Source organism: Shewanella electrica (genome assembly GCF_022321485.1).
Lineage (GTDB): Bacteria > Pseudomonadota > Gammaproteobacteria > Enterobacterales > Shewanellaceae > Shewanella > Shewanella electrica.
On sequence record NZ_JAKOGG010000012.1, the window covers coordinates 19,676 to 46,270 of the forward strand.

Here is a 26,595-nt window from a genome sequence, read left to right on the forward strand (position 1 = left end):
ACCTTGCAACGGCTGGATCAATTTCCCATCAACCAACTCAAAGGGGTCGCTGCCAAAATGGCAGAGAAACTCGAAAAGTTGGGGATCCACACAGTACAGGATCTGCTGTTCCATTTGCCGCTGCGCTATGAAGACCGCACCCGCATTTATCCTATCGCCGAATTGCAGCTGGGCAATTACGGCACCATAGAAGCAGAGATTCAATCCACGCAAATTGTTAACGGCCGGCGCCGCATGTTGGTATGCAATGTGCGCGATGATACTGGTGCGTTATCGCTGCGGTTTTTCAACTTTTCTGCGGCGCAACGCAACAGTATGCAAAATGGCGCGCGCATTCGCGCGTATGGCGAGATCCGCCGCGGCAACCAGCACGCTGAGATAATTCACCCCGAATATAAAATCCTCAAAGCTGATGAACCAGCTAAGCTGAGTGATTCGCTAACGCCGGTATATCCCACCACCGAGGGTTTGCGCCAAGCCAGTTGGATGAAACTCACCGAGCAAGCACTCGGCTTATTGCAAGAAGGTGCGCTGACCGAGTTACTGCCAGCAGCGCTACAACCCAATCATCTGAGTCTGGCTGAAGCGATCCGCGTGATGCATCGGCCACCGGTGAGCGTTGATCAGTTCCAATTATTGCAAGGCACGCATCCGGCGCAGCAGCGCTTGGTACAAGAAGAGTTGCTAGCGCACAACCTCAGCATGCTCAAACTGCGGCAACGCAGCGAACGCGATAAGGCGGTGAGCCTCAAGGGCACAGGTCAATTGCTCACGCCATTTTTAGCATTGTTGCCCTTTGCCCCGACGGGTGCCCAACAACGGGTGGTGGCCGATATCACCCAAGATCTTAGCCAGCCACATCCGATGATGCGCCTTGTGCAGGGTGATGTTGGCTCCGGTAAAACCTTAGTGGCGGCGATGGCAACATTGCAGGCCATTGAAAACGGCTACCAAGTAGCGATGATGGCGCCAACAGAACTGTTAGCCGAGCAGCACGCACTTAACTTCAGCAACTGGTTTACCCCGCTCGGGCTGAAAGTCGGCTGGCTGGCAGGCAAGCTCAAAGGCAAAGCGCGTGAGCAACAACTGAGTGATATTCGCGACGGCCATGCCCAGATGGTGATTGGCACACATGCCATCTTCCAAGAGCAGGTGCAATTTCAGCGTTTGGCGCTAATCATCATCGACGAACAACACCGTTTTGGTGTGCATCAGCGCTTGGGCTTGCGGGAAAAAGGCATTCAACAAGGGTTTTATCCACACCAGTTGATCATGACTGCCACGCCGATCCCACGGACTTTGGCGATGACCGCTTATGCCGACTTAGATACCTCAATTATTGATGAACTACCGCCGGGCCGTACACCAGTGACCACGGTGGCAATTGCCAACTCGCGGCGGCAAGATATTATCGACAGAGTCAGACGCGCCGCGCTCGAAGATGGCCGTCAGGCATATTGGGTGTGCACCTTGATTGATGAATCAGAAGTGCTGCAATGCCAAGCGGCGGAAGATACCTTTCAAGAGTTACAGCAAGCACTGCCCGAATTGAGCATCGGCTTGGTACACGGCCGCATGAAAAGCGCCGATAAACAAGCCGTGATGGATAGTTTTAAGCAGGGCGAACTCAAGCTGTTGGTAGCAACCACTGTGATTGAAGTGGGTGTGGACGTGCCCAACGCCAGCTTGATGATTATTGAAAACCCTGAACGTTTAGGTTTGGCGCAGTTGCATCAGTTACGCGGCCGCGTTGGCCGTGGAGCCATCGCCAGCCATTGTGTTTTGCTGTATCAGCCCCCATTGTCAAAGACAGCCACTAAACGTTTGGGGGTTTTGCGAGAGAGTAACGATGGCTTTGTTATTGCGCAGCAAGATTTAGAAATTCGTGGTCCCGGTGAAGTCCTCGGCACACGCCAAACGGGTCTGGCCGATATGCGCGTGGCAGATTTAGTCCGCGATCAGGCACTGATCCCACATATTCAAAAGTTAGCCGTACATGTGATGTCGCAAGTACCAGAAAACGTTGACGCTATTATTGAGCGTTGGCTTGGTGATCGGCAGCAATATGTACAAGCGTGATCGCTAGTGGTTCAGTGATGGTTAAATATCATGCAACCATAATCGGCCAGAGCGACTCGCAAAAATAAAATAAATCGTTTGCCAGCCAGCAGCTACGCTGGACAACATCGGCAATATTTGCAGAATGGGGCTTGGTGTCGTCACTGGCCACCTCTAAGCGTTAAGGATATCTCATGCAAGTCAATGAAGAAGACAGAATCGCACCACAGGAAAAACGTAGCGGCACAACCAACGCGATTTGGGCCCTCGTCGTCGTCATTTTGATTGGTGCTGGCGCTGGTTATTATTTCTGGAGTACAGAAGAAACCAATGAAGAGCCAGAAGCGCGCACAGAAGTACCACTGCCGGCACCTGCGCCAGAACAGCCATTGGTCACCGAAGCCGATGTGCCAGAACCAGAATCAACCCCAGAGCCAGCAGTCACAACAACAGCGCCTGAACAGCCTACGGCGGAACCCGCCAAAGTCGAGCCATTACCAGATCTGAACAACAGTGACAGTTACGTTCATGACAAAGTGGTCGCGATTGCCAACGGTATGGCGATTGAAAACCTGCTGAATAATAGCGATATGGTGCGCCAGTTTGTGGTATTTGTGGATAATATTGCCCAAGGCCAGCTCGCGCGTAAGACCAGCCCATTACAGGCACCGGCGCAGAGCTTCACCGTAACCGATATCACCAATAAAACCTATCTCAATCCCGATAGTTACCATCGTTACGATATCTATGCCGACTTTCTCTCTGGCTTGAATGATGAGCAGTTAGTGGCCACTTATCAGCGTATGTCGCCGCTGTTAGAGCAAGCCTTTGCTGAGTTGGGCTATCCAGATACCAAATTCAATGACCGTCTGCAGCAGGCGTTTAAAGAGATTTTAGCGGCGCCGGTTATCGACCAGCCGATTGAACTGTACTCCATCAGCGTTAACTATCGCTTTGTCGATCCGAAATTAGAAACGCTGCCCAACGCACAAAAATTGATGGTACGCATGGGGCCAGATAACACCCGTAAAGTAAAACGCGTAATCCGCCGCCTTTCTGAGCAGTTGAACTAATCGCCATCTTACATACTAAAAATCAGGCGTTTGGTAGCCAAAATGTAATGGCATAATTAACCAAACGCCTTTATTTTATCGGCTCATCTACATCTACGTTCTGGCGATGCTTCCACTAAATACCAACAGAATCACAAACACTGCCAGTCCAGCGTTTATCATTCGCTAATCTAAGCAATGGAAAACAGTACATTTAGCTTACCGCATTAGGTACAGTAAATGACTTATCGCGCTAGGCGAGCATAGTGAGAGACGGTTATGACACAGTTACTCAAAAACTGGTTGGCACAAGGGCCTTTGGCCCAGCAATTGATTAGCTTTAACCACCACGATATTACCACCGGCGGGCGTTTCATCCAGCAAGTAAGCCAGCTTCACCAACAACTACTTAGCCATCAAGCGCAACGTTGGCTGCTTACCGCAGAAGCCAGTGATCTGTTTGCCATCGGCTTGTGTGCGGGGTTATTGGCAGGGAAAGAACTCATCTTGCCAGCTAATACTCAGCCGGGCACATTAGCCAAACTCGAACAGGAATTTGACGGCGTATTGTCTGAGTTGCCAATCAAACAGCAAAACAACTACCTACCACTCACTCGAGAAATTAACCAAGCCAGTGACGGCTGGCCGACCTTGCCTGATGACTGCGAATACGGCGAATTGATTCTATTTACTTCCGGTTCAACAGGACAAGCAAAAGCTGTCCGCAAAAACGTTACTCAGCTAGATAACGAAATTACAGTTTTAGAACAAACTTTTGCCAAACATTTGCCCCACTGTGGTGTCATCGCTACGGTTAGCCATCAACATATCTACGGATTGTTGTTTAAAATATTGTGGCCACTGGCGGCAAGTCGTCCTTTCTTAAGCGATACCGTAGAAACCCCAGAAACCATAGGTTACTATACTGCGTTATTTCCAAAACTGTGTTTGGTTAGCAGCCCCGCCCAACTATCACGCATGCCAGCAGTACTGAGTGGTGAGCGTCAGCCTAACTGTCCTAGCATTATTTTTAGTTCTGGAGCTCCCTTGAAATTAGAAGCAGCAATGGGGGTACGCCAATGTTTCGGCAGTTTACCCGTTGAGGTTTATGGTAGTACCGAAACTGGCGCTATTGCTTATCGCCGTCAACACAGTAGTGAAACGCTATGGAAAACATTCGCACCGATTCAAATAGCCCAAAGCGATACTGACAATGCACTGATACTAACCTCACCATTTTTAGCCGATAACCAAACTCTGCGTGTTGATGACAGCATATCCTTACTTGGTGACAGTCTGTTTCGTTTGGAAGGACGGCTGGACCGGGTAGTAAAAATTCAGGAAAAGCGCTTATCGTTGGAACAGATGGAAAGCTTGCTTAGACAACATGCGTGGGTAGCGAACTGCTTTTTAGTGGTGCGGCCCGAAACCAAACAGCAATTGGGGGCTGCGATAGAATTATCCGCCGCTGGCAAACAACAACTACAAGCGAACGGTAAACCCGCGATAAACGCAGCCTTACAACTGCATTTATCCAGTCAATTTGAGCAGGATACCTTACCAAAACGCTGGCGTTATGTAGCCCAACTACCACAAACAGCGCAGGGGAAAATAGCCATGGCCGAAATAGAAAAACTATTTTCCCAAGACTAGTGTTCTAAATAGGTGAATGCAGGTTTTGGCGCAAAGACTAATGACGAGGAGGACGTATGAGTCAGCGCTTATTAGTAAAGAGTATTTATTAGACTTTTCAAATAAACAAGGAATGTCCCGCACTGGTTTACGATAAACCAGAATCAAACTAGATAAAATAAGATGGGTAAAAATAGTTCTTTATTTACTTATGCAGAAGCTCATTCTGAGCATTTGCAGAATGAGCTTTAACTATCAATTAGACTTACAGCATTCCACTGATAGATTGAACTACACCTTTAATTAAAACAGGCTGAGCTTCTTCAAACTCTAAGTTCACTTTGTTAGCAGAAGACAGGATGCGAGTCTGATAACGTTTCCAATTTGTCTCTTCTGTTGACGAGACATTTTTATAGCCGCTAGTACCTTGCTTCAATTTTGAGTCAACCGCTTCAGTTACCACAACACCTGCTTTCGCGCGTTCTGAAATCTGTAAGTCAGTCACCATTGAGAAATACACATCTTCTACGAATGCATCACCAATTAATCCCAAAGCGGCACCCGCTAAACCTGTTGCTACAGAACCGTGGCCACTACCAAACTGCGCACCAGCAACGGCGCCAACTGCTGCGCTACCAAAACCACTTTGCAGCATGTTTTCAGCTTCACGCAGGTTACTTTTACCAACTTGCAGCACGTTTGCTTGCAACAGATAATGCGCTTGTTCTGGGTCGGTCACAACTTTATAACCACGTTGCTGAACCGCAGCGATGATTTGAGGCTCGACCGACAAACCAGGTTTATCAGAAGTATTACGAATTTGAACGAAAACGGTTTTTTTACTGCTATCCACAGGATCAAGAAAAACTGTTTCACTCATTTTAGTTTGCACTTCAAGATTACGCTTAGTAATCAAAGTATGAGTTGCCCCACAACCACTCAACAGCAGCACTGAACAACACACAATTACAAAGAAGATTCCCTTCATTTCGCACCTTTTAAACATGTTCAACAAATTTAACCGCAAAAATATACACATGCCTTATACATAAAGCTAATGAAATCTATCGTTATTATGACTGTGACCGCAATATTTACATTTCGACAGAATATCTAACTGCGCACACATTCGAAAAATACAGGCTCTCGAATTGAGATATACGATAAATTTTGAAATGAGGGCATTTAAACCCACTTAAAATAATTCTTCCCGATTCAAAAAATAATATTTATTACCGCAGGAAGCCCGCTGCGACCAATGGCTAATTTATGCACAAATAAATAACTCGCTATGATGCTCGGGCGATGGCCTGAATATTCATGGAGAGCTTATGTTGTTGCCTTTATTGTCACGACTTTCTAGCCCAATCAATAGTGACACCTGCTGGGAACTGATCGCCCAAGGTGCGCGTGTGATTGATGTGCGCTCCGAGATTGAATACGCCGTTGCTCATCTGCCGCAAGCGGAAAATGTGCCGTTAGAGCATTTTGCCGAGTGGCTGACTACACAAGATAAATCGCAAGTGACCTTACTCTATTGCGGCGCGGGTATTCGTGCCCGCCAAGGCTGTGAGTTGCTCAAAGCCAACGGTTTTGACTGCGTGATCAACGCTGGCGCCTTGGGCGATCTACTCAAAGCCATTCCCGCCCAAAGCGCATAAAAAAGCCCCGAACTGCAACAGTGCGGGGCAAAAACCAGTGGCGGCACGGGACTCAACTGCCGCTCATGGACATACAGCGATAAAACGAACGACCTACTACCGAATGCGACTTAGAGAGTCAGCGCATCAATGGCTTGCTGAGCTTCAGCCATCGCTTTGTCGTGCTGCTCTGGTGTCACGTTCAAGCCTTCGGCGTAAACCACTTCAACGTCAGTGATACCGATAAAGCCGAGGAAAGTTTTCAGGTAAGGCACCACGAAATCATGTGCAGTTTCTTTATGGAAACCACCAAAGGTAGCCACGATAACCGCTTTTTTGCCAGTCATCAGACCTTCAGCACCCGCTGCAGTGTAACGGAAAGTCACGCCAGCACGAGCAACCAAGTCGATCCAAGTTTTCAACTGGGCAGGAATGGTGAAGTTGTACATTGGCGCACCGATAACGATGGTGTCGTTATCTTTCAGCTCTTGTATCAGCTTGTCTGACAGTGTCAGCGCTTCTTGTTGACGTGGGCTGAGGTTGTCACCACCACGCAGGCCACCAGCCAATTCGCCATCTAAAATAGGCAGTGGTTCAGCAGCAACGTCACGAACGGCAATGGTAGCACCCTGCTCTTTCCATGATGCTGCCAAATAATCTAACAGCTTGCCTGATTGAGAATATTCACCCAGGATACTTGGTTTCAACAATAATACTTTGCTCATAATTGCTTCGCTCCAATTTACTAATTTGGGACAGGGGTACTAGCCACTGAATGGGAGTCAGTTTAACTTCAGATAAATTGGATGAAAAGTGGATAAAACAGGTTAATAGATTCTATTTTTTAGAAGTTAATAGCTGTTTCTTCGCCACCCATTTCAGCTTTGCTGTAGCCAGAAAGTGACTGGGCCATCGTTAACGAGCGCCACCTGCATATCGGCGGCAAAACGGCCAGTCTCAGTATTTATGCCTGTTTCACGGCAGAATGTAACAAAATACCGATACAGCTCATCGGCCAGTGCTGGGGCCGCACCATCGGAAAAGCTGGGGCGTAATCCACGGCTGGTATCAGCGGCCAGCGTGAACTGTGATACCACCAACAGCTCACCACCGACTTGCTGCACATTGAGGTTCATTTTGCCGTTATCATCGCTAAAGACACGATACTTCATCACCTTGGTGGCAAGCTTTTGGGCAATCTCCTGATTATCGCCCTGCTCAACACCCAGTAACACCAACAAACCGTGACCAATCTGCCCCACGGTTTCATCGGCCACCGTGACACTGGCCTGACGTACTCGCTGAATTAACGCTATCAACCGCTACTCCTTAAACTGCGCTGTGACATTAGCAAACATGCGGCGGCAACCTTGCTGCACCGCCTGCTGCATTTTATCTTCCGCCAAACCATGAAAGCCACCAGATACCCACGTAAGTTGATGCGGTGCGCTGCCTTGGGCTAAAAACTCCCGCAATAAATGCTCGGGGCACACCCAATCTTGCGTGCCTTGAATAATTTCGGTGTGAGCCGGCCATTGTTGCCGCCCTTCATACAACAAGGTGTAGGCATCAAAATAACGTTGCTTGGCGTAGTGATGTTCAATCTTGGCGGTAGCTTCATCACGGCGATATGGCACTGGAGTTAACACACTCCAAGGCTGTGCCAACACTCGTTCCCAGCGGTTCCATGCTTCAACACAGCGCCGTTCACGACTGCCGCCGTGCAGTTGGCCTTGATAGGCCTCAAACAGCAAGGACAAACCGCTACCGCGTGGCTGCGCCGCATTGACAAAACTGTGGTAATCGATAGGAAACCGCTTGGCCGCGCCGCCGCTGCCATAGAGCCAATCGCGGCCAGCATCGGAGGGAATAAATAATCCCCAATACAGCTGCGCCATCACCCGCTGCGGACACAAACCGGAATAGATCAATCCTAAAGTGGCGCCGAACGAGCCACCGACCAAGCACCATTGCTCCAATTGCAGCCAGTGGCGAATGCGTTCCAGATCGGTCAGTAAACTGAGTAAGTCGTTATGACGCAGTTCGCCGGCAGGCAGCGACTCGCCAGCACCACGCTGGTCGAGCAAAATCACGTGGCACTGGCTTAAATCAAATAGCTGTAACTCTTGTGCCGTGCAGCCCGCACCTGGGCCACCATGCAAAAATAAAATCGGTACGCCAGCAGGATTACCGTGTTGGCTGAGATGCAATAGATGACCATCGCCGGTGTCGAGCCACGTTTCCGTAAATGGCTCATTGTGCGCCATTATCTTCCTCGACATCTGCACAGGACAGACGCAAGAACTCGGGCAACGCTGCGGTAATTTCGGCGCCAAGTAGTACGATCATCCACGACAGATAAACCCACACAAATAGAATCGGCACCGTTGCCAACGCACCATAAATCGCCTCATATGAAGGGAAATTAGTGACATAAAAAGCAAACGCTTTTTTACCCGCCTCAAACAACAACGCGGCGACCATGGCACCGAGCAAGGCATGCAACAGCTGCACTTTTTGATTGGGCACCACGGTATAGAGCAGCAAAAACGCCGCGACAGAGAAGATAAACGGCAAACGCGCCACAAAAAACGCGCCAATGCCGTAAGTGTCAGCATCATGAAACACTTGCAGCGAAACCACGTACGATGTTGCCGCTAAACTCGCGCCCATTAGAATGGGGCCGAGCGTCAAAATCATCCAATACATGGAAAACGACAACACCGCTGGCCGCTTTTTCGGGTTACGCCAGATGTAGTTCAGCGCTTTATCAATGGCGCTGATCAGCAATAACGCCACCACCATCAGCGCGCCGATACCAATCGCCGTGCCTTTAGAGGCATTGCCGACAAACTGATTGATATACACCTGCACCGTATCGCCCGCCGCCGGCAAAAAATTCTCGTAAATAAAGGATTCAATCTGCGTTCGCACCCCTTTAAATACCGGAAATGCCGACAGCGTTGACATGGTCACCGCCACCATCGGCACCAACGACAGCAAGGTCACATAGGCTAAATGCCCGGCACGAATGTTGATTTGGTCGCGCTTGAGACGTAAACGCAGATGCGAAAAGAATCGCCAACTGGCGATGAGAAATGGTCGTAATTTACTGAAATCAATGTTCTGGCGCACTTTGCAGCATTGTCCTTTAAGTCGAATGTCGCTATCTTCGTACAATAACATCCTGTTGACAAAGGTGATACTGGTACGTCGCTTTCGTGACGGCCAAAGAGGAGCAATCAATGTCACAACAAGGTTCATCCGGCAATGTTATTGCCGCCATCTGCAATATTTTTATCCCCGGCTTAGGGCAATTAGTTCAAGGGCGTTTATTAGCGGCCATACTGTTTTTTGTATTCACCGCAGGCTGTTATGCGCTGTGGTGGTTAATTATTCCCGCCATTATTGCTGTGGTGTTACACCTGTGGAGCATTATCGACGCAGCCAAATTCCGAGCTTAAGCGGAGCTAAATGATGAAAACATCCCTGAAGATCGCGCTGTTCAGTAGTCTGTTGCTACTGGGCGGTTGTCAAAGCGCCTATTACAGCGCCATGGAGAAAGTCGGCATTTATAAACGCGACATCATGGTCGATCGCGTTAACGATGCGAAAGAATCACAACAAGACGCGCAAAAGCAGTTCAGTTCAGCGCTGGAAGAGATGCAAGCCTTGCTCAATAGTAATGGCGGCGATTTAGAAAAAGCCTACTTTAGCGCTAAAGATGAATATGAATCCGCCTCAGCGGCGGCCGATGAAGTCAGCTCACGCATCGATAAAGTTGAGTCTGTCGCCGAGGCGCTGTTTGACGAGTGGCAGAAAGAGATCGGCGAGATCAGCAAAGCGTCGCTGCGCCAACAGAGTCAAACCAAGTTGAACCAAACAGAGCGCTCCTACCGCAAGATGTTGCAAAGCATGCGCCGTGCCGAAGGTAAGATGCCGCCCATCTTGACCGCCATGAAAGATAATATGTTGTATCTAAAGCATAATCTAAATGCCAAAACCATCGCCTCAATCAAAGGCGAGTTTAGCAGTTTGCAGGCCGATATCTCCGCGCTAATTAACGAGATGAACAACTCCATTGCTGAGTCCAATCGCTTTATCGACGGTATGGAAAACTAGGGGCTGTTTATCTTTATTGTTTGATTTTTGTTCAAATTAAACGCGTTATGAACGAGGCGCGGCCTGCGACGCTTAGTCAACTAAGCAAGCTGGGGGCAACAAAGTTCAGGACGCGTTTAAATGAACGCCGCAGGCTAGACCATAGTTGGGCTAGCCTCACAGATTTGCGCACTCCTCGATGTCTTATTGACATCACATTGCTAGGATAGCCGACATTGTTGTGTGTTGAGGTTATCGCGCCATGTCAAAATCGATAGAGCAAATCCTACTCGATATCTCGTTAAACCTGAGTTCCAATCGGTCGCACGAGCAGCAGTATCAAGATCTCATTGAAGGTGTGACCGAGGTATTCCCTTGTGATGCCAGTTGCTTGTTTATTCTCGATGCCGATGGCCTACTAACCCCAGTTGCGGTGAAAGGCATTGCGCGTTCGGTGTTGGCAAGGCGCTACGCACCCAACGCCCATCCGCGGTTGCAGGCGATCATCCAAAGCCACAAACCGGTCAGATTTGATGCCAATTGCCCTCTGCCCGACCCGTTTGACGGCACCTTATTGACTGAATCAACCACCATCGATGTGCATGATTGTATGGGCTGCGCGCTCTACGTGAATAATCAGCTTGTTGGCGCCTTGACCATGGATGCGCTGGCGGTTGGGGCATTCGATAATATCGATCCGCTGACGCTAGAAACCTTCGCCGCCTTAACTGCGGCCACCCTACGCAATATTGCCCAATTGAAAGCGCTCAAAGCGCAGAACCAAAAGCAGCAAAATGTCACCCAAACGCTGATCCAACAAGCGCGCTCACAGCACAACGAGATGATCGGCTTAAGCCCGCAAATCAGCCAATTACGCAACAGCATTGCCACGGTGGCCCAATCGGATTACGCCGTGTTGATCACCGGCGAAACCGGCACGGGCAAAGAGTTAGTAGCCCACGCTGTACACGCACAATCACAGCGCAGTGATAAGCCGATGATTTACGTTAACTGTGCCGCGCTACCCGATGGTTTGGCCGAAAGCGAGCTGTTTGGTCACGTGAAAGGCGCCTTCACTGGAGCAAACGGCGCACGGGCGGGAAAGTTTGAGTTGGCGGATGAAGGCACGCTGTTTTTGGATGAAGTCGGCGAGTTACCGTTATCACTGCAAGCCAAGCTGCTGCGGGTAATCCAGCAAGGTGAGTTGCAACGTGTCGGCAGCGACCAAAACCTATGGGTGAATGTTCGCATCATCGCCGCGACCAATCGGCAACTGGCGCAAGAGGTGGCGAATGGCAACTTCCGTGCGGATCTCTTTCATCGGTTAAATGTCTTTCCTATTCACGTGCCGCCGTTACGTGAACGGGCCAGCGATATTCCGCTGCTGGCGGACTATTTGCTCGAAAAAGTGCGCACGCAGTTTAATGCGCCCAATCTGCATGCTAAACCGAGCGTACTCAAGCAACTGGCCGCGCTGCCGTGGTACGGCAATGTGCGCGAGCTAGAGCACACCCTCACTCGCGCGGCGCTGCACGCCATTCAACAAGGCGAGAAAACTATCACTCAGCAACATTTTGCCGCTTGGCTTGCTACGGACGATGTCGAAAAGACATCAGCATTATTGCCACAGCATAGCCAGCCGCTGCGGACGCTGGTCGAGCATTACCAAAAGGCGCTGATAGAACACGCATTAGCGCAGAACAATGGCACTTGGGCGCAAGCGGCGGCGTTTTTACAGACCGATCGCGGTAATCTGTACCGCTTGGGTAAAAAACTCGGGCTAACCGCCTAGCACCACATTGAGGTTGTGATTTTAACATCACGCGCGTTGTCATTTATACAACGCGCCACATTCATCAACAACATAACCAATTGAAAATAAACCAGTTAAGTTATGGCACGCATTCTGCTCTGTAGGAGTTATGCAATGTATAACTTTTCTGGAGATTCAATATGTTCTGCATTCAATGTGAGCAAACCATTCAAACACCAACCACTAAGGGCTGCTCTTTTGCGCAGGGGATGTGCGGTAAAACCGCGGAAGTATCCGACCTGCAAGACGTGTTGGTTTATACCCTCCAAGGCGTGTCATTTTGGGCTACGCTCGCCGTTAAGTTGGGGATTGTTAATGATGAAATCAACCAATGGGCACCGCGGGCGTTTTTCGCCACACTCACCAACGTCAACTTTGACCGCGAGCGGATCCTTGAACTCACCGCCGCCGCAGCGGCATACACCCAGACCTTAAAAACACAGGTCGCCGCAGCGGCGCGCTTGGCTGATCAGCCACTGCCTGAGTTACCCGCAGTTGCCCAATTCCAGCTGCCAGCAACCCCAGAGCAGATCTTGGCAATAGCACCACAAGTGGCGGTCAATCGTGGTAAAACGCAGCTGCATGAAGATGTTATCGGTTTACGTTTACTGTGCTTATACGGCTTAAAAGGTGCGGCAGCTTACATGGAGCACGCGCGCGTGCTGGCACAAACCAATAACGATATTTATGCCGAGTACCATGAGATCATGGCGTGGCTCGGTACCGATCCAGAAGATTTACAGGCACTGCTCGACTGCGCCATGCGCATTGGTTTGATGAACTACCAAGTGATGGCGATGCTCGACCACGGTGAAACCGCCACCTTTGGTCATCCACAGCCCACCGCCGTCAACCGCAAACCGGTCAAAGGCAAATGTATTCTGGTGTCTGGACATGACTTGCACGACCTAGAAAAAATTCTGCAACAGACGGAAGGCACTGGCATCAATGTTTACACCAACGGTGAGATGTTGCCTGCACACGGCTATCCAGCGCTCAACAAGTATCCTCATCTGGTGGGTAACTATGGCACCGCATGGCAAAACCAACAGAAAGAGTTTGCCAATTTCCCCGGCGCGATTGTGATGACATCCAACTGTTTGATTAACCCACATGTGGGCCAATATGCAGACCGTTTATTTACCCGCAGTATCGTGGGTTGGCCCGGCGTATCTCACGTTGAAGGCGATGATTTCAGCGCCGTGATTGCATGTGCCTTACAACAACCCGGCTTCAAATATGATGAGATTGAACACTTGGTGACAGTCGGCTTTGGCCGCAATGCCTTGATGAACGCCGCCCCGGCGGTTATCGAACAAGTGAAGCTAGGCAACATTAAGCACTTCTTCCTTGTGGGTGGCTGTGATGGCGATAAAGCCGAGCGCAACTACTACAACGAGTTTGCCCAAAAAGCGCCGAAAGACACCCTGCTACTCACCTTGGCCTGTGGCAAATATCGCTTTAATCATCATGACTTTGGTGACATCAACGGCATTCCGCGTTTGCTTGATGTCGGCCAATGTAATGATGCTTACTCAGCTATTCAGTTGGCGCTGGCACTCGCTAAAGAATTTGACTGCGATATCAACCAACTACCACTCACATTAGTGCTTTCATGGTTTGAGCAAAAAGCCATTGTGATACTGCTCACCCTGTTCGCGTTAGGGGTGAAAGGCATCTATACCGGGCCAACCGCTCCCGCTTTTTTAACGCCAAATCTGATCGCCATCATTCAAGAAAAATTTGATATGCGCAGCATTGGCGATGCACAAACTGACATCAACGCGATTTTAGCGGCGTAGTTCCACTCACCCTCAGGCTTAAGCGCTGCAATAGCGTTTAGGCCTTGTTTAGGAAGGTCATTATGATGTTTCAATGGCAAGGCACTCAGCCCGTGACATTACGCTGTATTGATAAATATCGCGAAACCGATGACAGCGTGAGTATCAAACTGGCAGCGCTGGATGACACACAAAGGTTTGATTTTAAACCGGGACAATTCATCAATCTGGGAGTCACTATCGCTGATAAGCGTGAGTTTCGTGCTTACTCAATTAGCTCATTGCCACAAACAAACTATCTGCAACTCACGGTCAAACGCGTAAACCAAGGACGGGTGTCCAATTTCATTGTCGACAAACTTGCCATTGGCGATGAGGTGCAAGCCCTGCCGCCAACCGGCAACTTTAACTGTATTGATCATCCGCCACTGCCACGCAGCTCGGGCACTAAAGTGCTGCTCATCAGCGCCGGTTGCGGCATAACCCCGGTATTTGCCATGGCGCAGCATTGGCTAACTCAGCAGCCCGAGGTCGATATTGCCTTTGTGCATATTGCGCGCAGCCCGCTAGCAACCATCTACTATGATCAGTTGCATACGTTAGCTGCCGCTTATCAGCAGTTTCAGCTGCATTTATTGCTGAAACATCGTGGTAACAGCAACTGCCATCAAGGTCGGTTAGATGCGGCATGGCTGCAACAACTGGTGCCAGATCTAAAGCAGCGAACCGTCTACCTTTGTGGCCCACATCAGTTTATGCAAGATGTGCAGCGCTATCTCACCGCGCTGGCGTTTGATATGAACCATTTCTATCACGAGAGCTTTACCCCAAGCGCCTCGACAACGGCTGAGGTTACGCCTCAAAACGCGCCTGCGGCCAAGGTGAGTCTTAATGTTCCCGCCTTCGGCAGACAGCTTGATGTTACTGCAGGGCAACTGCTTGCCGATGTGCTAGAACAAGCGCAACTGCCGCTGGTGATCGCTTGTCGCAGCGGGATTTGCGGCTCCTGTAAATGCAAGGTCAACCAAGGCACGGTGCACTCCAGCAGCCAAGGCCCATTGACCCCAGCGGAGATTGAACAAGGTTATGTACTAGCGTGCAGTTCCACCATTGAAACCGACTTAGATATCAATATCGGCTAGCTGGGCAAGGCGCGTATGCTCGCCCAAATAAGGCAAGCGGCGAACGCACGCCATCCAGCTAGACGCTAACTTTGATGTTTGTCGTCATACATGGCGCGGTCAGCGTGATGCAGCAGTTGTTCGATATCTTCGCCGTCATCAGGGTAGATAGCAAAGCCGATGCTGAGGCTGATCCGCAGTTTGATATCTTGGTATTCAAAAGGAATATCACCCACCTGATGGCGGATCTTCTGGCAGATGATGCTCAGATCAGTGAGGCGGCTTACCCGTGGCAATACCAGCAAAAACTCATCGCCACCGATACGGGCCACCGTGTCGTAACTGCGTGACGAGCCTTGCAAGCGCTGCGCAACTTCGTGCAATAGCGCATCACCAACAATATGACCAAAGCCATCATTGACCTGCTTAAAATGGTTTAAATCGATGTTGAGGATGGCAAAGCGGCACTTACGGCGAATGAGGTGTAGCAGCACTTGTTTCACCCGTCGCCGGTTCGATAATTTGGTCAGCACATCCTCAAATGAGTAGCGTTGCGCGTTGCGGTACGCCTTAAACATGATCAGCAAACTCAACAACAGTACCAAGGCGACCAAATAACCGCAGATACGAATCAGGTGATTTTTCAGCCAAGAGCTAGCGGCAAAGGCCTCTTTATCGGCCTTAAGCGCTAGCTGCCAAGTGCCGCTCATCAGATGCACATTCTCCGTCAACATTGGTTGTTGAAAGGTGGTGGCCTGACCATAGAACACAGCCCCGAGTTCACCGGTGCCATCCACCCCGCGCATCGCTAGCTGAATACCTTGCGGAAAGTCATGCACGCCCGCGTCGGCCAACAAGGCATCCCAATCGAGCACCACACTACAGATCCCCCAATATTCGGTATTCATTGGTGGATTAACAAAAATCGGCAGGCGGGCAATCACGCCCATGCCGCCTTGGACCAATGTGAGCGGTCCGGCAACAAAGATTTTCTTGGTTTGGCGGGCAATATTGACGGTGCGCAGTTGCTGTGGATGCTTAAGATAATCCAATCCCAGCGCTTGCTGATTACCGGCTAACGGATAGATAAACTGCACCACATTGTTGGGGGCAATGGCGATATTACGAATATGGGGCGCATTGGCGACTATCTGCTCGGCCAGAGGGCGCCACTCATCGGCGGAGGAATGTGGCATTACCGTCAGATAGGAGGTGAGACCATTAGCAAGAAACACCTCTGAAGTCAGCATCGCCTCAATTCGAGAACGCACCAAGGCCAACTGTTGTGATAAGTAATGGGTGCGTTCAGCAGTGATGTCACGGCTGTAGCTGTGCTGTAGATATTCCACTAAATAGAAACTGATGGTGCCATAGCCTAAGACACACAATCCCAGTAATGCTTCAAGCCCAGCGCGCCGAAAACCTTTCATCTCATCCCTTGTGCAAGACCAGCAAGCTGGCATTCTGATTCATTAAACCGATTAGCAACCGATGATTTTTACTAGAATATCATTGACATATTCATCTTAGCAGTAACGCCACACTATCGATATGTCATTGCAGCCAAAACAAGGCCAACTCGACTACCGTGATGCGATTGTCACCCGGCTAAACTCGCCTATTTCGGTGATTCACACGAGCATCAAAGTACGCAACTTGTGAGGTGCAGCACGCTTACAACGTGTCAGTCAGCAGTTGTTGGATCTACTGCACAAAACGCAGCGGTACCAATAAACCATTTGTTGCCGTGCGGTTCAAAGTAAATACCCACATTTTCTTGTTCTATTGTTATGACCATTACTGAATCAGTCACCTTAATGCTGGCACTGTTATACGGCGCCAGCCAGCTGTGGTGGGCTGGCAAACGTTTCGGCTTCATCGTCGCGCTGCTGTCCATTGCAGCAGCGTTAATTATTGCGTCGAGTTTCACCTTACTCATTGGTACTGCCTGCGGTGCCATTTTGTTAGCTTTACTGCACTGGTGGCAGCCTGCGCGCGTTGAAGGGCAAGTGCGCATTAACCAATTGCGTGATGGCTTTCAACATCTGCTGCTATTTGCGCTGTTGATTGTTGCGGTGCAGTACACTATCAACACCGTGATGCTCAAAGCGGGTATGACACCTTGGCTGGCGCGGCCCAACGTGGTTGATGCCTTCCTACCGATTGCCGGTGGTATTGAAATCAAAGGCATTACCGCCGGTATTTGGGACCAAAACCATCCAGCGGCGGCAGTGATGTTAGCCATCGTGTTGCTGACCGGTTTGATCTGCAAACGGGCATTCTGTGGTTGGGCATGTCCAATTGGGTTGCTGGGCGAAAAGTTGTATCAGTTGCGCAAGCGCTTCATTAAAGAGGAGTTGCTACCACCACGCTGGCTCGACTGGCCGCTGCGGATGATCAAGTACCTGCTGCTCGCCGCCTTTTTATATTTGATTATGTTTGGCATGCCGAGCATGGCAATCCCGAGTTATATCAATAGCAGCTACCACCAGATTGCCGATGTCAAAATGGCACTGTTCTTTCTGCAACCCAGCTTGATTGCTCTGTGTTGCTTTGCGCTGATTTTCATCATTATTACTTGGCGTCGCCAAGGCTTTTGCCGTTACCTCTGCCCATATGGCGCGGTGTTGGGATTACTCAGCTTTTTGAGCCCGCTGAAGATCCGTCGTAACAGTGAACATTGTTTGATTGAGGCCAAAGGCATGAAGTGCGATAAGTGCACCCGCGCTTGTCCAGCCAATATCATCGTACACACCAAAGCCACAGTGCATTCCGACGAATGCCAAGCCTGTATGCGCTGCGTTGCCGCCTGCCCGAAAAAAGAGGCGCTGGGTTTTGGCCTTAGCCGTACGCATACAATGTCGGCGCGCTCAGTAATGCTCATCGTGGTTGCGGCATTATTTGTACTGCCACTGGTAAGTTATCTCGCTGGTTATTGGGATAGCCAAACCCCTGAGCTGATCCGCATGCAGTTATTGCAAATGGCCGACCGTATTGGTCACTAGCGGCTGTTTATCTTTAGTGTTTAATTTTTGTTCACATTAAACGCGTGATGAACGCGGGGCGGCCAGCGATGCTTAATCAACTGAGCAAACTGGCCGCTACAACGTTCATCAGCTGTTTCAATGCCCGCTTCAGGCTGCGGCCTATGCATATCAATGAGTTGTCGTGTTACCGATTGCTCACAAAAGATTGCAAATTTCCACAACCATTATCACAACCTTAAATGAAACTTTGTAAATTAATGTAAAGAGCTGATGACCACTCTATCTCACGTCAATATCTAATGTTAAATGTTGATTAAAATCACAATAACTTTGGAATCAGTTAGATGAGTAACTCAGAATCACTTAGCCCGTTACGCCGAATGTTAATCAAACTGCTCGGTGGTACCGCCATCGCTGGCCCAACGTTATTCATGACCGCGTGTGGCGGCGGTGATAACAACTCAGCGACCAGCAACAGCACAGACACCAACAATGACGATACGGGGGGTAATGACAATAGCGGCGGGGGCGAGAACACATCCAATTGGGCCAGCGGCGGCACGGCGGCCATGGTGGTAGACTTTCCTGCCACGAGCCTATTTGCCACAAGTGCAGCTTGCAGCTTGGCACTTACACGCCGACTCATTGAAGGCCCATGCTATTTCCAGAATGTGGTACTCGATGACATTTCCGAGGAGAGAGGCGGCTTGCCGATGCAGCTGTGCCTACAGGTGATTGATAGTAATTGTAATCCGCTGGCCGGGCTTGAGGTGGAAGTTTGGCATTGTGACACCGCGGGTATTTATTCCGCAGATACCAGCGACAGCGCCGATGCTGGTCGTTTTTCCGTGGGGCTCTGCTCCGGGAATAGCAGTGAAGCCTTGGTATCTAAGTGGTTCCGCGGTACACAAGTCACCGATAGCGATGGCCGGGTCAACTTCAAAAGCTGCTTCCCTGGCTGGTATGCTGGCCGCACTATTCATATCCATTTCCGAATTCGTAACAATAACTTAGATGAGTTGGTATCACAGTTTTGTTTCACCGACAGCTTAACGGCTGATATCTGTAACAACCATCCTGAATATGCCGCTCGTGGTACACAGGACACCACGCTCTCCAGTGGCCGAGACATGGTGTACGGCAACAACTTTGAGGAGTTTTTGTTTAACACCGAGCGCAATAGTGATGGTTCACTGCTCGCGTGGAAAACCATTCAAATTAGCTAGGGGCTATGCCCGCCCAGACTGATTGGCACCTTAACTCGCCATGCCCAGCGGCACTTGCTCCACCCGCTGGGCTATGATATTTGTTGCTTAAGTCTGAATATGCTAATTCATTGGGAGCATTGATGGGACGACCAAAAATCCCGCGCATTATTTGTGGTCAACCGGCAGATAGTTGTTTTAAGCCCAACGGCACGCCAATGTCGCAATTGGAGCAAGTACCGCTCGATCCTGATGAATTTGAAGCACTGCGCCTTGTCGATCTGTTAGGTATGCAGCAGCAACAGGCGGCGGTGGCGATGCAAGTGTCGCGGCAAACCTTAGCCAACTTGGTCAAATCTGGTCGTAAAAAATTGGTCGATTGCCTCACCAATGGCAAAGCGTTGATCACCAGCGAGCTGACCAAATAACTGGCGTAATGCCGCGGCCACGCCCGCCAACTAGCTACCACTGAGACAAAAAATAAGGCGCCTAACTGAAAGTTAAGCGCCTTATTCGTTATTAGCTGCGCCGAATTACAGCTTAAAGCGATTGACCTGTGAGCCTAATTGCTTCGCTTCATTCACTGCGGTGTTAGAAGCCGCTTCAGTATCGACCATTTGCTGTGCCAGCGCGGTTGACACCTCGCGAATCGATTCGGTGTTACGGTTAATTTCAGCCGTAACCGATGTTTGCTCTTCTGCCGCCGCCGCGATCTGTCGCGCCATATCCGAGATTTCGGCAATGGCAGTGTTAATCTGGCTGAGACGATCACTGGCCGCTTGCGCATCGGTGACGCTTTCATTGGCACGTTCCAAACTTTCTGCCGTCGCGTGAACCGCTTTCTTCGTCGTGGCTTGCAGTGCTTCAATCATGGTTTGGATCTCTTGCGTTGAGCCATGAGTGCGTTGTGATAACACGCGAACTTCATCGGCGACGACAGCAAACCCTCGGCCATGTTCACCCGCACGCGCCGCTTCAATGGCCGCGTTCAGTGCCAACAAGTTGGTCTGCTCCGCCACACCGGTAATGGTCGCCAAAATGGTGCTAATTTGCTGCGCGTGTTGGTTGAGTTCTTCAATGATGGCGCCGGTGTGAGTCACTTCGGCCGACAGGGCTTCGATAGAGCGCCGACTTTGTGTGACCGCCCGTTCACCTTCCGCCGCCAACTGCACTGAGTCTTGTGCGGTATGCGCTGCCAACTCAGCATTGCCGGCGATCTCTTGCGTAGCCGAGGCCATCTCAGTCACAGCAGTCGCCACCATGGTGACTTCATCCAACTGCTTATCGACTTCTTGGCGGCTTGCTCGAGCAACTTCGTTAGCCTGCTGGGCATTATTACCAAGGGCGACGGCAGCATCACTCACGTCGGTCATGATCTGGTGTAGTTTGGTCACAAAGCGGTTAAAGGCTTCAGCCACTAAGCCGATTTCATCGTGTGGACGACGGCTTTGTACACGCACAGTGAGGTCGCCATCACCGTCAGCGATATCTGACAATACGCGGTTGAGTTTATCCAAATCCGCAAATTGAGCGCGGAACACCACGGTGAGAATGATAGAGAACACCAGCAGCACGCCGATACCGATGACCATCATCCAATAGGTAAGCTCGGTGTAAGTTGCCATAATGGTGGCGCGGTCCATGACAAACACCATCGCCCAGTCGGCATTAGGCACATCCACGGCGTACACCAGCTTAGTGGCACCATTGAGTGTTATCTCCAGCAGCTTTTGCTGTTGCACCGCTTGCTGTAGCCAGCTTTTGGTCAGTTCTGGCGCCACACTGTTGAGGTACTTGTTGTTCAGTTGGCTATCGGGGTGACTGATGATGCGAGTATCGTTATCCACCATAATGGTGTAGCCATCACCGGGGACGGTAAGTTTGCGCACCTGGGTGGCAATTTGTGACACGTTGATGTTCGAACCCGCCATACCACGTAAGCTACCGTTCGAGTTTTTCACCGGATGCGCCAGCGTGACCACAAAATCACCGGTAGTATCGCTGACATACGGCGCTGACATCGACAGGCCGTTAACTTGCGTCCCGTCTTGATACCACGCACGCTGGCGTGGATCGTAACCTTTGGCCGCTGAACGCGCATCCCACTCAGGATCTTGACGCACCATCAGGCCCTGTTCATCACCGTACATGCTAAGAATGAAGTTATGTGAACGGAACGTATGCGAGATCAGTAGACGTAACTCGTCTACCGACACATCTTGCGGATATTGTTCAATCGTATGCGCCATGCTCGTGACCGCAATACGTTTACTATTGAGGTCAGATCCAATCAGGCTGGCAAAGGTTTCTGCCAATACTTGGATATTTGCGCGGGTTTGTACTTCTGCCCGAGACTGTAACAAGTTGATTGAAAATACAATCAACACGGCACATGTAATAAATACTGCCAGCAAGCTTGCACATAGCAAACGTGCTTTCATGGTTAGCTGCATTGTCTGCTCGCCACATCAAAAAAGAGGCGAAAATTTTAGCGATCTCTATCAAAAAGTGTGATTACAATCGCACTATGCCAGCTAATGAATCTTAAGTAAGTTTTTAATTCAAGCAATAATTCTCACACCAAATACGGGCTTGAGTTTGCATGAGATATAAAAAAACCTCGGCAAGCCGAGGTTTTTACTGACAATTGTCACTGTGACAGATTAGCCGCGGTTAGCGCGCTTACGGTCGTTTTCAGTGAGGAATTTCTTACGCAGACGGATGCTCTTAGGCGTTACTTCTACCAATTCGTCATCGTCGATGAATTCCAGCGCTTGTTCCAGTGTCAACTGGATGTGCGGCGTCAACGTTTGCGCTTCGTCAGTACCAGAAGCACGCATGTTGGTCAGCTGTTTACCTTTCAAGCAGTTTACGGTCAGGTCGTTTGAACGGCTATGGATACCGACGATTTGGCCTTCGTAAACTTCAGCAGCGTGACCCACAAACAGACGACCACGATCTTGCAAGCTGAACAGTGAGTAAGTCAGTGCTTTACCGGTCGCGTTAGAGATCAACACACCGTTAGCACGTTGGCCGATGTCGCCTTCTTTCACTGGACCGTAGTGGTCAAATGAATGATACAGCAGACCAGTACCTGAAGTTGCAGTCAGGAACTCAGTTTGGAAACCGATCAAACCACGGCTAGGAATGATGAAGTCGATACGTACGCGGCCTTTGCCATCTGGGTTCATGTCGCGCATATCCGCTTTACGAGTACCCAGTTTTTCGATCACTGTACCTTGGTGTTGTTCTTCAACGTCCACGGTCATCGTTTCGTACGGTTCGCACTTCTCACCGTCGATGTCTTTGATGATCACTTCTGGACGAGATACCGCCAGTTCGTAACCTTCACGACGCATGTTTTCGATCAGAATAGACAGGTGCAATTCACCACGGCCTGATACGCGGAAACGGTCAGGGCTGTCAGTTTCTTCAACACGCAGTGCTACGTTGTGTACCAGTTCCGCTTCCAGACGTTCCAAAATGTTACGTGAAGTAATGTACTTACCTTCTTTACCAGCAAAAGGTGAAGTGTTTACTTGGAAAGTCATGGTCATGGTTGGTTCGTCAACCGTCAGCGCAGGCAATGCTTCAGCAGCACCTACCGCACACACGGTGTCAGAGATTTTCAGTTCACCCAAACCAGTGATGGCTACGATGTCGCCAGCGCTAGCTTCGGTAGCATCGATACGTTCCAGACCTAAGTAACCCAGTACTTGCCCTACTTTGCCGTTACGGGTTTTACCGTCAGCACCTACAACAGTCACCTGTTGGTTAGGTTTTACGGTACCGCGTTTGATACGGCCAACACCGATAACACCCACGTATGAGCTGTAGTCCAACTGAGAGATCTGCATCTGGAATGGACCAACAGCGTCAGCATCTGGCGCAGACACTTTATCAACGATGGTTTGGAACAGTGGCGTCATGTCACCGCTCAATTGTTCTGGATCTAACGTCGCAAAACCGTTCAGTGCAGAGGTGTAAACAATTGGGAAATCCAGCTGTTCATCAGTTGCACCCAAGTTGTCGAACAGGTCAAACACTTGGTCGATTACCCAATCTGGGCGCGCGCCCGGACGGTCAATCTTGTTGATAACAACAATAGGCTTCAGTCCCTGAGCAAACGCTTTTTTGGTTACAAAGCGAGTTTGTGGCATTGGGCCGTCTACCGCGTCAACCAACAGCAATACACAGTCAACCATCGACATAACACGTTCCACTTCACCACCGAAGTCGGCGTGTCCTGGGGTGTCTACGATGTTGATGCGATAGTCATTCCAACGAATCGCAGTGTTTTTTGCCAGAATGGTGATACCACGCTCTTTTTCCAAATCGTTGGAATCCATGATGCGCTCATCCAACTCGCCACGAGTTTCCAGAGTGCCAGATTGAGACAACAATTTATCAACCAGGGTAGTTTTACCGTGGTCAACGTGAGCGATAATCGCGATATTTCTTAACTTATTAATTTCAGATGACATTTTATTTTTGACGCCTATTGTTGCACTGGTTCGTGCAGCATTGATATCGAGCGAAGAACATCCAAAGATGTCGAGCCTCTGCGAGAAAGTGCGCGATTATACACCGTGATATGTTGCATTCATACGACTTTGTACATTGCTTCACCACTTTTACTGCAAATAATTGCAATTAGACCTTTGCCAAAATGTTAGCTCAGTCATGAGAGGTATTCACAGCCGTGCAACTTCAAGACGATGTGGACAAATCGTCACCGCGCACTGGATGGGTAAGCCATGGCCGTTCAAGGCTGTTAACTGCTGCCATGCTGGAGCGTGGAAACGTTGACCATGCGTGAGCTGACACATCCCCGTGGGACGGGGCATACAGCGACATCAGCTACGTCGCCGTTATTGCCAAGAGCTAGCAATTGGCGGCAAACTTCGCCTAGCATTTGCCAGCGGTATCGCGACGCAAGGCACCGACGCAGCCGCGGCTATATTTTAGCGATTGGTAAAGTAAGCTTGAAAAATCACGGAGCACCGATTAGCTTCGGGGCATGATGCTCAGCCAAGGTAATTGATGGAGAGTCCTCAACAGCGGTCGTTGTATCAACGCGATGCTACCGCAATTTTGTACAGCAACACCTACTCAGGCTTGTCGATGAACCTGATTGCCGGGGCATGTTTGGTATTCGGCTTCGGCACTCCCGCCGATTTCACCCATAAAGTATGGTGGTTTGCCCTACTCGTGACCGTGATATTGCTGCGGGCGGCTGATATCGTGCGTTGGCGCCGTAATCACGGCGATTTAGTCAAACAATCGCCTCAACCGAGTAACGTCTTTTGTTGCGGCCTATTGCTCACTGCACTGTTATGGTGCGCTTATACTCTGCTGTTTTTTGATAGCGCTGGTCACTATGAAGCCAACTGCATTATGGTGATAGTGTTCATTATGGCCGCGGGTGCCGCCAATGCCCTCGCAGCGGATAAAGTGGCGCTATTTCTTTACCCCATGCTGTTGATCTTGCCTCTTTCAAGCAAGCTGATCTTCAACGACAACCCCAGTCTTTCAGTGACGGGATGGGTCAGTTTGGCCTTTTGCTGCGCCATCATTTACGGCAGTTATCGGGCACACCAATTCACCATGGAAGCGATAAAACTCAAAAACCAAAACCGCCGTTTGGTGCTCGATATGGAGCAGAAAATCCAGCAGCGCACGCAGCGTATTTACGAGTTGTCCAACATCGATCCGCTTACCGGACTGTTGAATCGCACCGCCTTTTTAGCGCAATTTAATGCCGCCGTGTCGGAATTTGCCCAGCCGCAGCAATACCACATCGCACTGTTTTTTATCGACTTAGATCGTTTTAAAGATATCAACGACAATATCGGTCACCGCACTGGGGATGACATTCTGTCGCAGGTGGCCGAGCGGTTAAAAAGCGAATGCAGCGATGCCATCAGCCTATGCCGCTGGGGCGGCGATGAGTTTTTAATCGCCTTACCCTATCATCAGCTCGCCCACTTAGAGCAACGTGCCGAACTGTTACCGCGATTGATTGCCCGCTCCTACCATGTGGCTGACGGTGGCGAGCTTAATATCAGTGCCTCGGTGGGCGTGGCGCTCTACCCGCAACACGGCAACAGCGCGGAAGAGCTGATCCAACACGCGGATATCGCCATGTATGCGCGTAAAAGGAGTGAACCCGGTGGTTGTGCCTTCTATAACAATGCGTTAGCGGCACAGCGTAGCCGAGAGCTTTATCTACGCAATCGTTTATCGCTGGCGATTGAACGCAACGAGTTATATCTCGTGTTTCAACCACTGTTTGCCACTAATAATGATAAGCCCGCTGCATTAGAAGCCTTGCTCCGTTGGCGTACCAACGATGAACTGGTCTCGCCGACAGAATTTATCCCCATTGCCGAACAGAACGGCAAGATTAAGGAGATTGGTACTTGGGTATTGGAGCAGGGCTTTAAAGCATCCAAGGCCATCAACCAGCTGTTTCCCGGCACCACGGTGGGCATCAATGTCTCGTTGCTGCAATTTATGGACGATCGCTTCATCACCATTGTGGAGCAACTGCTGTTTAGCACCCAATCGCAACCTGAGTACATCAATTTAGAGATCACCGAGTCCGCATTTAGCCTTGAAAAACAGCTACTCATCGAAAAAGTCAAACGCTTGCAAAGCATGGGCTTTATGGTGTCGATTGATGACTTTGGTACGGGCTATTCCTCGTTGGCTTCCGTGCTGGAGTTGTCTGCCAGCGCGATCAAAATCGATAAGTCGTTTGTTGAAAGTTTAGATACCAAAGGGGCGGTCATTATTGATGCGGTGATACGCATGGCCGAACGTTTGGGACAACGCGTCGTTGCCGAAGGCGTTGAGCATCAGTGGCAAGCCGACACCTTAAAAAAGATGGGCGTGCACATGATCCAAGGCTTTCTATACGCCAAACCGATGCCTTGGCCTGAACTGATCAGCTTTTTACAGCAACAGCATGAGTCGGACTGAGCAAGCCGCCATTGGCTATCCCTTGTGGAGCAGCAATCACCATTGTGGGGCAACAATTTCATCATACAAATTGCTGCTGACAAGTCGATAACTACGCCCCATCAATGATGGGCTGATCTAGCGAACAGTGTTATTGGTAATAACGCTGTTTCCCCTAAAAAGGTTGATCTATATCTCATAAAATCAAAATGTTATTTTTGATTTTTCATTCATATCCGCGG

General features: G+C 49.9%; 21 protein-coding genes. 13 read left to right on the forward strand and 8 right to left on the reverse strand.

What is annotated here, in order from left to right:
* Nucleotides 1-3 precede the first annotated feature (3 nt).
* From recG to L9G74_RS14810, 3 genes are all read left to right on the forward strand, one after another.
* Nucleotides 4-2,079 (forward strand): ATP-dependent DNA helicase RecG, encoded by a 2,076-nt coding sequence (recG, locus tag L9G74_RS14800; protein ID WP_238897195.1) that lies wholly within the window; start codon nucleotides 4-6, stop codon nucleotides 2,077-2,079.
* Nucleotides 2,080-2,252: 173 nt separating this feature from the next.
* Complete coding sequence (locus tag L9G74_RS14805) at nucleotides 2,253-3,131, forward strand: DUF3014 domain-containing protein (protein WP_238897196.1); 879 nt, start codon at nucleotides 2,253-2,255, stop codon at nucleotides 3,129-3,131.
* 258 nt (nucleotides 3,132-3,389) lie between these two features.
* Entirely contained in the window at nucleotides 3,390-4,763 is a 1,374-nt protein-coding gene (locus L9G74_RS14810; protein ID WP_238897197.1) for an AMP-binding protein, read from the forward strand.
* Nucleotides 4,764-5,007: 244 nt separating this feature from the next.
* On the opposite strand, the gene L9G74_RS14815 is transcribed toward L9G74_RS14810, so the two are convergent.
* Complete coding sequence (locus tag L9G74_RS14815) at nucleotides 5,008-5,730, reverse strand: complement resistance protein TraT (RefSeq protein WP_238897198.1); 723 nt, start codon at nucleotides 5,728-5,730, stop codon at nucleotides 5,008-5,010.
* Between the two features lie 343 nt (nucleotides 5,731-6,073).
* Between L9G74_RS14815 and L9G74_RS14820 the strand changes: the two genes are divergently transcribed.
* Entirely contained in the window at nucleotides 6,074-6,403 is a 330-nt protein-coding gene (locus L9G74_RS14820; RefSeq protein ID WP_238897199.1) for a rhodanese-like domain-containing protein, read from the forward strand.
* A 110-nt stretch (nucleotides 6,404-6,513) separates the two neighbouring features.
* Here the strand turns inward: L9G74_RS14820 and L9G74_RS14825 are convergent, their stop codons facing one another.
* From L9G74_RS14825 to L9G74_RS14840, 4 genes are all read right to left on the reverse strand, one after another.
* Nucleotides 6,514-7,107: an FMN-dependent NADH-azoreductase gene (locus tag L9G74_RS14825; RefSeq protein ID WP_238897200.1), complete on the reverse strand. Its 594-nt coding sequence runs from the start codon at nucleotides 7,105-7,107 to the stop codon at nucleotides 6,514-6,516.
* A 153-nt stretch (nucleotides 7,108-7,260) separates the two neighbouring features.
* Nucleotides 7,261-7,701 (reverse strand): D-aminoacyl-tRNA deacylase, encoded by a 441-nt coding sequence (gene dtd, locus L9G74_RS14830; protein ID WP_238897201.1) that lies wholly within the window; start codon nucleotides 7,699-7,701, stop codon nucleotides 7,261-7,263.
* Nucleotides 7,702-7,704: 3 nt separating this feature from the next.
* A complete protein-coding gene (locus tag L9G74_RS14835; RefSeq protein WP_238897202.1) occupies nucleotides 7,705-8,649 on the reverse strand; it encodes an alpha/beta fold hydrolase in 945 nt (314 codons plus the stop codon).
* Complete coding sequence (locus L9G74_RS14840) at nucleotides 8,636-9,517, reverse strand: virulence factor BrkB family protein (protein ID WP_238897269.1); 882 nt, start codon at nucleotides 9,515-9,517, stop codon at nucleotides 8,636-8,638. Before L9G74_RS14840 ends, L9G74_RS14835 begins: the two co-directional genes overlap by 14 nt.
* Before the next feature lie 110 nt (nucleotides 9,518-9,627).
* Here L9G74_RS14840 and L9G74_RS14845 point away from each other — a divergent pair, with 110 nt between their 5' ends.
* The 5 genes from L9G74_RS14845 to L9G74_RS14865 all read left to right on the forward strand — a co-directional run bounded on the left by L9G74_RS14845 (nucleotide 9,628) and on the right by L9G74_RS14865 (nucleotide 15,219).
* On the forward strand, nucleotides 9,628-9,846 hold the full coding sequence (locus L9G74_RS14845) for a hypothetical protein (protein WP_238897203.1): 219 nt from the start codon (nucleotides 9,628-9,630) through the stop codon (nucleotides 9,844-9,846).
* 13 nt (nucleotides 9,847-9,859) lie between these two features.
* The gene (locus tag L9G74_RS14850; RefSeq protein ID WP_238897270.1) at nucleotides 9,860-10,504 is read left to right on the forward strand and encodes a DUF2959 domain-containing protein; all 645 of its coding nucleotides are present in this window, start codon (nucleotides 9,860-9,862) and stop codon (nucleotides 10,502-10,504) included.
* 241 nt (nucleotides 10,505-10,745) lie between these two features.
* The gene (gene norR, locus L9G74_RS14855) at nucleotides 10,746-12,275 is read left to right on the forward strand and encodes a nitric oxide reductase transcriptional regulator NorR (protein ID WP_238897204.1); all 1,530 of its coding nucleotides are present in this window, start codon (nucleotides 10,746-10,748) and stop codon (nucleotides 12,273-12,275) included.
* 161 nt (nucleotides 12,276-12,436) lie between these two features.
* Nucleotides 12,437-14,098, forward strand: a complete 1,662-nt coding sequence (gene hcp / locus L9G74_RS14860) for a hydroxylamine reductase (RefSeq protein ID WP_238897205.1) — start codon at nucleotides 12,437-12,439, stop codon at nucleotides 14,096-14,098.
* Nucleotides 14,099-14,160: 62 nt separating this feature from the next.
* Nucleotides 14,161-15,219: an FAD-binding oxidoreductase gene (locus tag L9G74_RS14865; RefSeq protein ID WP_238897206.1), complete on the forward strand. Its 1,059-nt coding sequence runs from the start codon at nucleotides 14,161-14,163 to the stop codon at nucleotides 15,217-15,219.
* Nucleotides 15,220-15,284: 65 nt separating this feature from the next.
* Here the strand turns inward: L9G74_RS14865 and L9G74_RS14870 are convergent, their stop codons facing one another.
* Entirely contained in the window at nucleotides 15,285-16,628 is a 1,344-nt protein-coding gene (locus L9G74_RS14870) for a diguanylate cyclase domain-containing protein (protein ID WP_238897207.1), read from the reverse strand.
* Between the two features lie 360 nt (nucleotides 16,629-16,988).
* On the opposite strand from L9G74_RS14870, the gene L9G74_RS14875 reads away from it, so the two are divergent.
* The 3 genes from L9G74_RS14875 (at nucleotide 16,989) to L9G74_RS14885 (ending at nucleotide 19,818) form a co-directional block, all read left to right on the forward strand.
* On the forward strand, nucleotides 16,989-18,203 hold the full coding sequence (locus tag L9G74_RS14875) for a 4Fe-4S binding protein (protein WP_238897208.1): 1,215 nt from the start codon (nucleotides 16,989-16,991) through the stop codon (nucleotides 18,201-18,203).
* A gap of 326 nt (nucleotides 18,204-18,529) precedes the next feature.
* On the forward strand, nucleotides 18,530-19,411 hold the full coding sequence (locus tag L9G74_RS14880; protein WP_238897209.1) for a dioxygenase family protein: 882 nt from the start codon (nucleotides 18,530-18,532) through the stop codon (nucleotides 19,409-19,411).
* Between the two features lie 122 nt (nucleotides 19,412-19,533).
* Nucleotides 19,534-19,818, forward strand: a complete 285-nt coding sequence (locus tag L9G74_RS14885; protein ID WP_238897210.1) for a DUF134 domain-containing protein — start codon at nucleotides 19,534-19,536, stop codon at nucleotides 19,816-19,818.
* 105 nt (nucleotides 19,819-19,923) lie between these two features.
* Here L9G74_RS14885 and L9G74_RS14890 read toward each other — a convergent pair whose 3' ends face one another.
* The gene (locus L9G74_RS14890; RefSeq protein ID WP_238897211.1) at nucleotides 19,924-21,831 is read right to left on the reverse strand and encodes a methyl-accepting chemotaxis protein; all 1,908 of its coding nucleotides are present in this window, start codon (nucleotides 21,829-21,831) and stop codon (nucleotides 19,924-19,926) included.
* Nucleotides 21,832-22,053: 222 nt separating this feature from the next.
* Nucleotides 22,054-23,874, reverse strand: coding sequence for a translational GTPase TypA (typA, locus tag L9G74_RS14895; RefSeq protein WP_238897212.1), 1,821 nt, complete (start codon nucleotides 23,872-23,874; stop codon nucleotides 22,054-22,056).
* A gap of 559 nt (nucleotides 23,875-24,433) precedes the next feature.
* On the opposite strand from typA, the gene L9G74_RS14900 reads away from it, so the two are divergent.
* Complete coding sequence (locus tag L9G74_RS14900; protein ID WP_238897213.1) at nucleotides 24,434-26,374, forward strand: putative bifunctional diguanylate cyclase/phosphodiesterase; 1,941 nt, start codon at nucleotides 24,434-24,436, stop codon at nucleotides 26,372-26,374.
* Nucleotides 26,375-26,595: the final 221 nt, after the last annotated feature.

What these genes read in the sequence shown, in the direction of transcription:
- L9G74_RS14805 (WP_238897196.1), top strand. Translation starts at nt 2,253, where the DNA reads ATGCAAGTCAATGAAGAAGACAGAATCGCACCACAGGAAAAACGTAGC.
- L9G74_RS14810 (WP_238897197.1), top strand. Translation starts at nt 3,390, where the DNA reads ATGACACAGTTACTCAAAAACTGGTTGGCACAAGGGCCTTTGGCCCAG.
- L9G74_RS14815 (WP_238897198.1), bottom strand. Translation starts at nt 5,730, where the DNA reads ATGAAGGGAATCTTCTTTGTAATTGTGTGTTGTTCAGTGCTGCTGTTG.
- L9G74_RS14820 (WP_238897199.1), top strand. Translation starts at nt 6,074, where the DNA reads ATGTTGTTGCCTTTATTGTCACGACTTTCTAGCCCAATCAATAGTGAC.
- L9G74_RS14825 (WP_238897200.1), bottom strand. Translation starts at nt 7,107, where the DNA reads ATGAGCAAAGTATTATTGTTGAAACCAAGTATCCTGGGTGAATATTCT.
- L9G74_RS14835 (WP_238897202.1), bottom strand. Translation starts at nt 8,649, where the DNA reads ATGGCGCACAATGAGCCATTTACGGAAACGTGGCTCGACACCGGCGAT.
- L9G74_RS14845 (WP_238897203.1), top strand. Translation starts at nt 9,628, where the DNA reads ATGTCACAACAAGGTTCATCCGGCAATGTTATTGCCGCCATCTGCAAT.
- L9G74_RS14850 (WP_238897270.1), top strand. Translation starts at nt 9,860, where the DNA reads ATGAAAACATCCCTGAAGATCGCGCTGTTCAGTAGTCTGTTGCTACTG.
- norR (WP_238897204.1), top strand. Translation starts at nt 10,746, where the DNA reads ATGTCAAAATCGATAGAGCAAATCCTACTCGATATCTCGTTAAACCTG.
- hcp (WP_238897205.1), top strand. Translation starts at nt 12,437, where the DNA reads ATGTTCTGCATTCAATGTGAGCAAACCATTCAAACACCAACCACTAAG.
- L9G74_RS14865 (WP_238897206.1), top strand. Translation starts at nt 14,161, where the DNA reads ATGATGTTTCAATGGCAAGGCACTCAGCCCGTGACATTACGCTGTATT.
- L9G74_RS14870 (WP_238897207.1), bottom strand. Translation starts at nt 16,628, where the DNA reads ATGAAAGGTTTTCGGCGCGCTGGGCTTGAAGCATTACTGGGATTGTGT.
- L9G74_RS14875 (WP_238897208.1), top strand. Translation starts at nt 16,989, where the DNA reads ATGACCATTACTGAATCAGTCACCTTAATGCTGGCACTGTTATACGGC.
- L9G74_RS14880 (WP_238897209.1), top strand. Translation starts at nt 18,530, where the DNA reads ATGAGTAACTCAGAATCACTTAGCCCGTTACGCCGAATGTTAATCAAA.
- L9G74_RS14885 (WP_238897210.1), top strand. Translation starts at nt 19,534, where the DNA reads ATGGGACGACCAAAAATCCCGCGCATTATTTGTGGTCAACCGGCAGAT.
- L9G74_RS14890 (WP_238897211.1), bottom strand. Translation starts at nt 21,831, where the DNA reads ATGAAAGCACGTTTGCTATGTGCAAGCTTGCTGGCAGTATTTATTACA.
- typA (WP_238897212.1), bottom strand. Translation starts at nt 23,874, where the DNA reads ATGTCATCTGAAATTAATAAGTTAAGAAATATCGCGATTATCGCTCAC.
- L9G74_RS14900 (WP_238897213.1), top strand. Translation starts at nt 24,434, where the DNA reads ATGGAGAGTCCTCAACAGCGGTCGTTGTATCAACGCGATGCTACCGCA.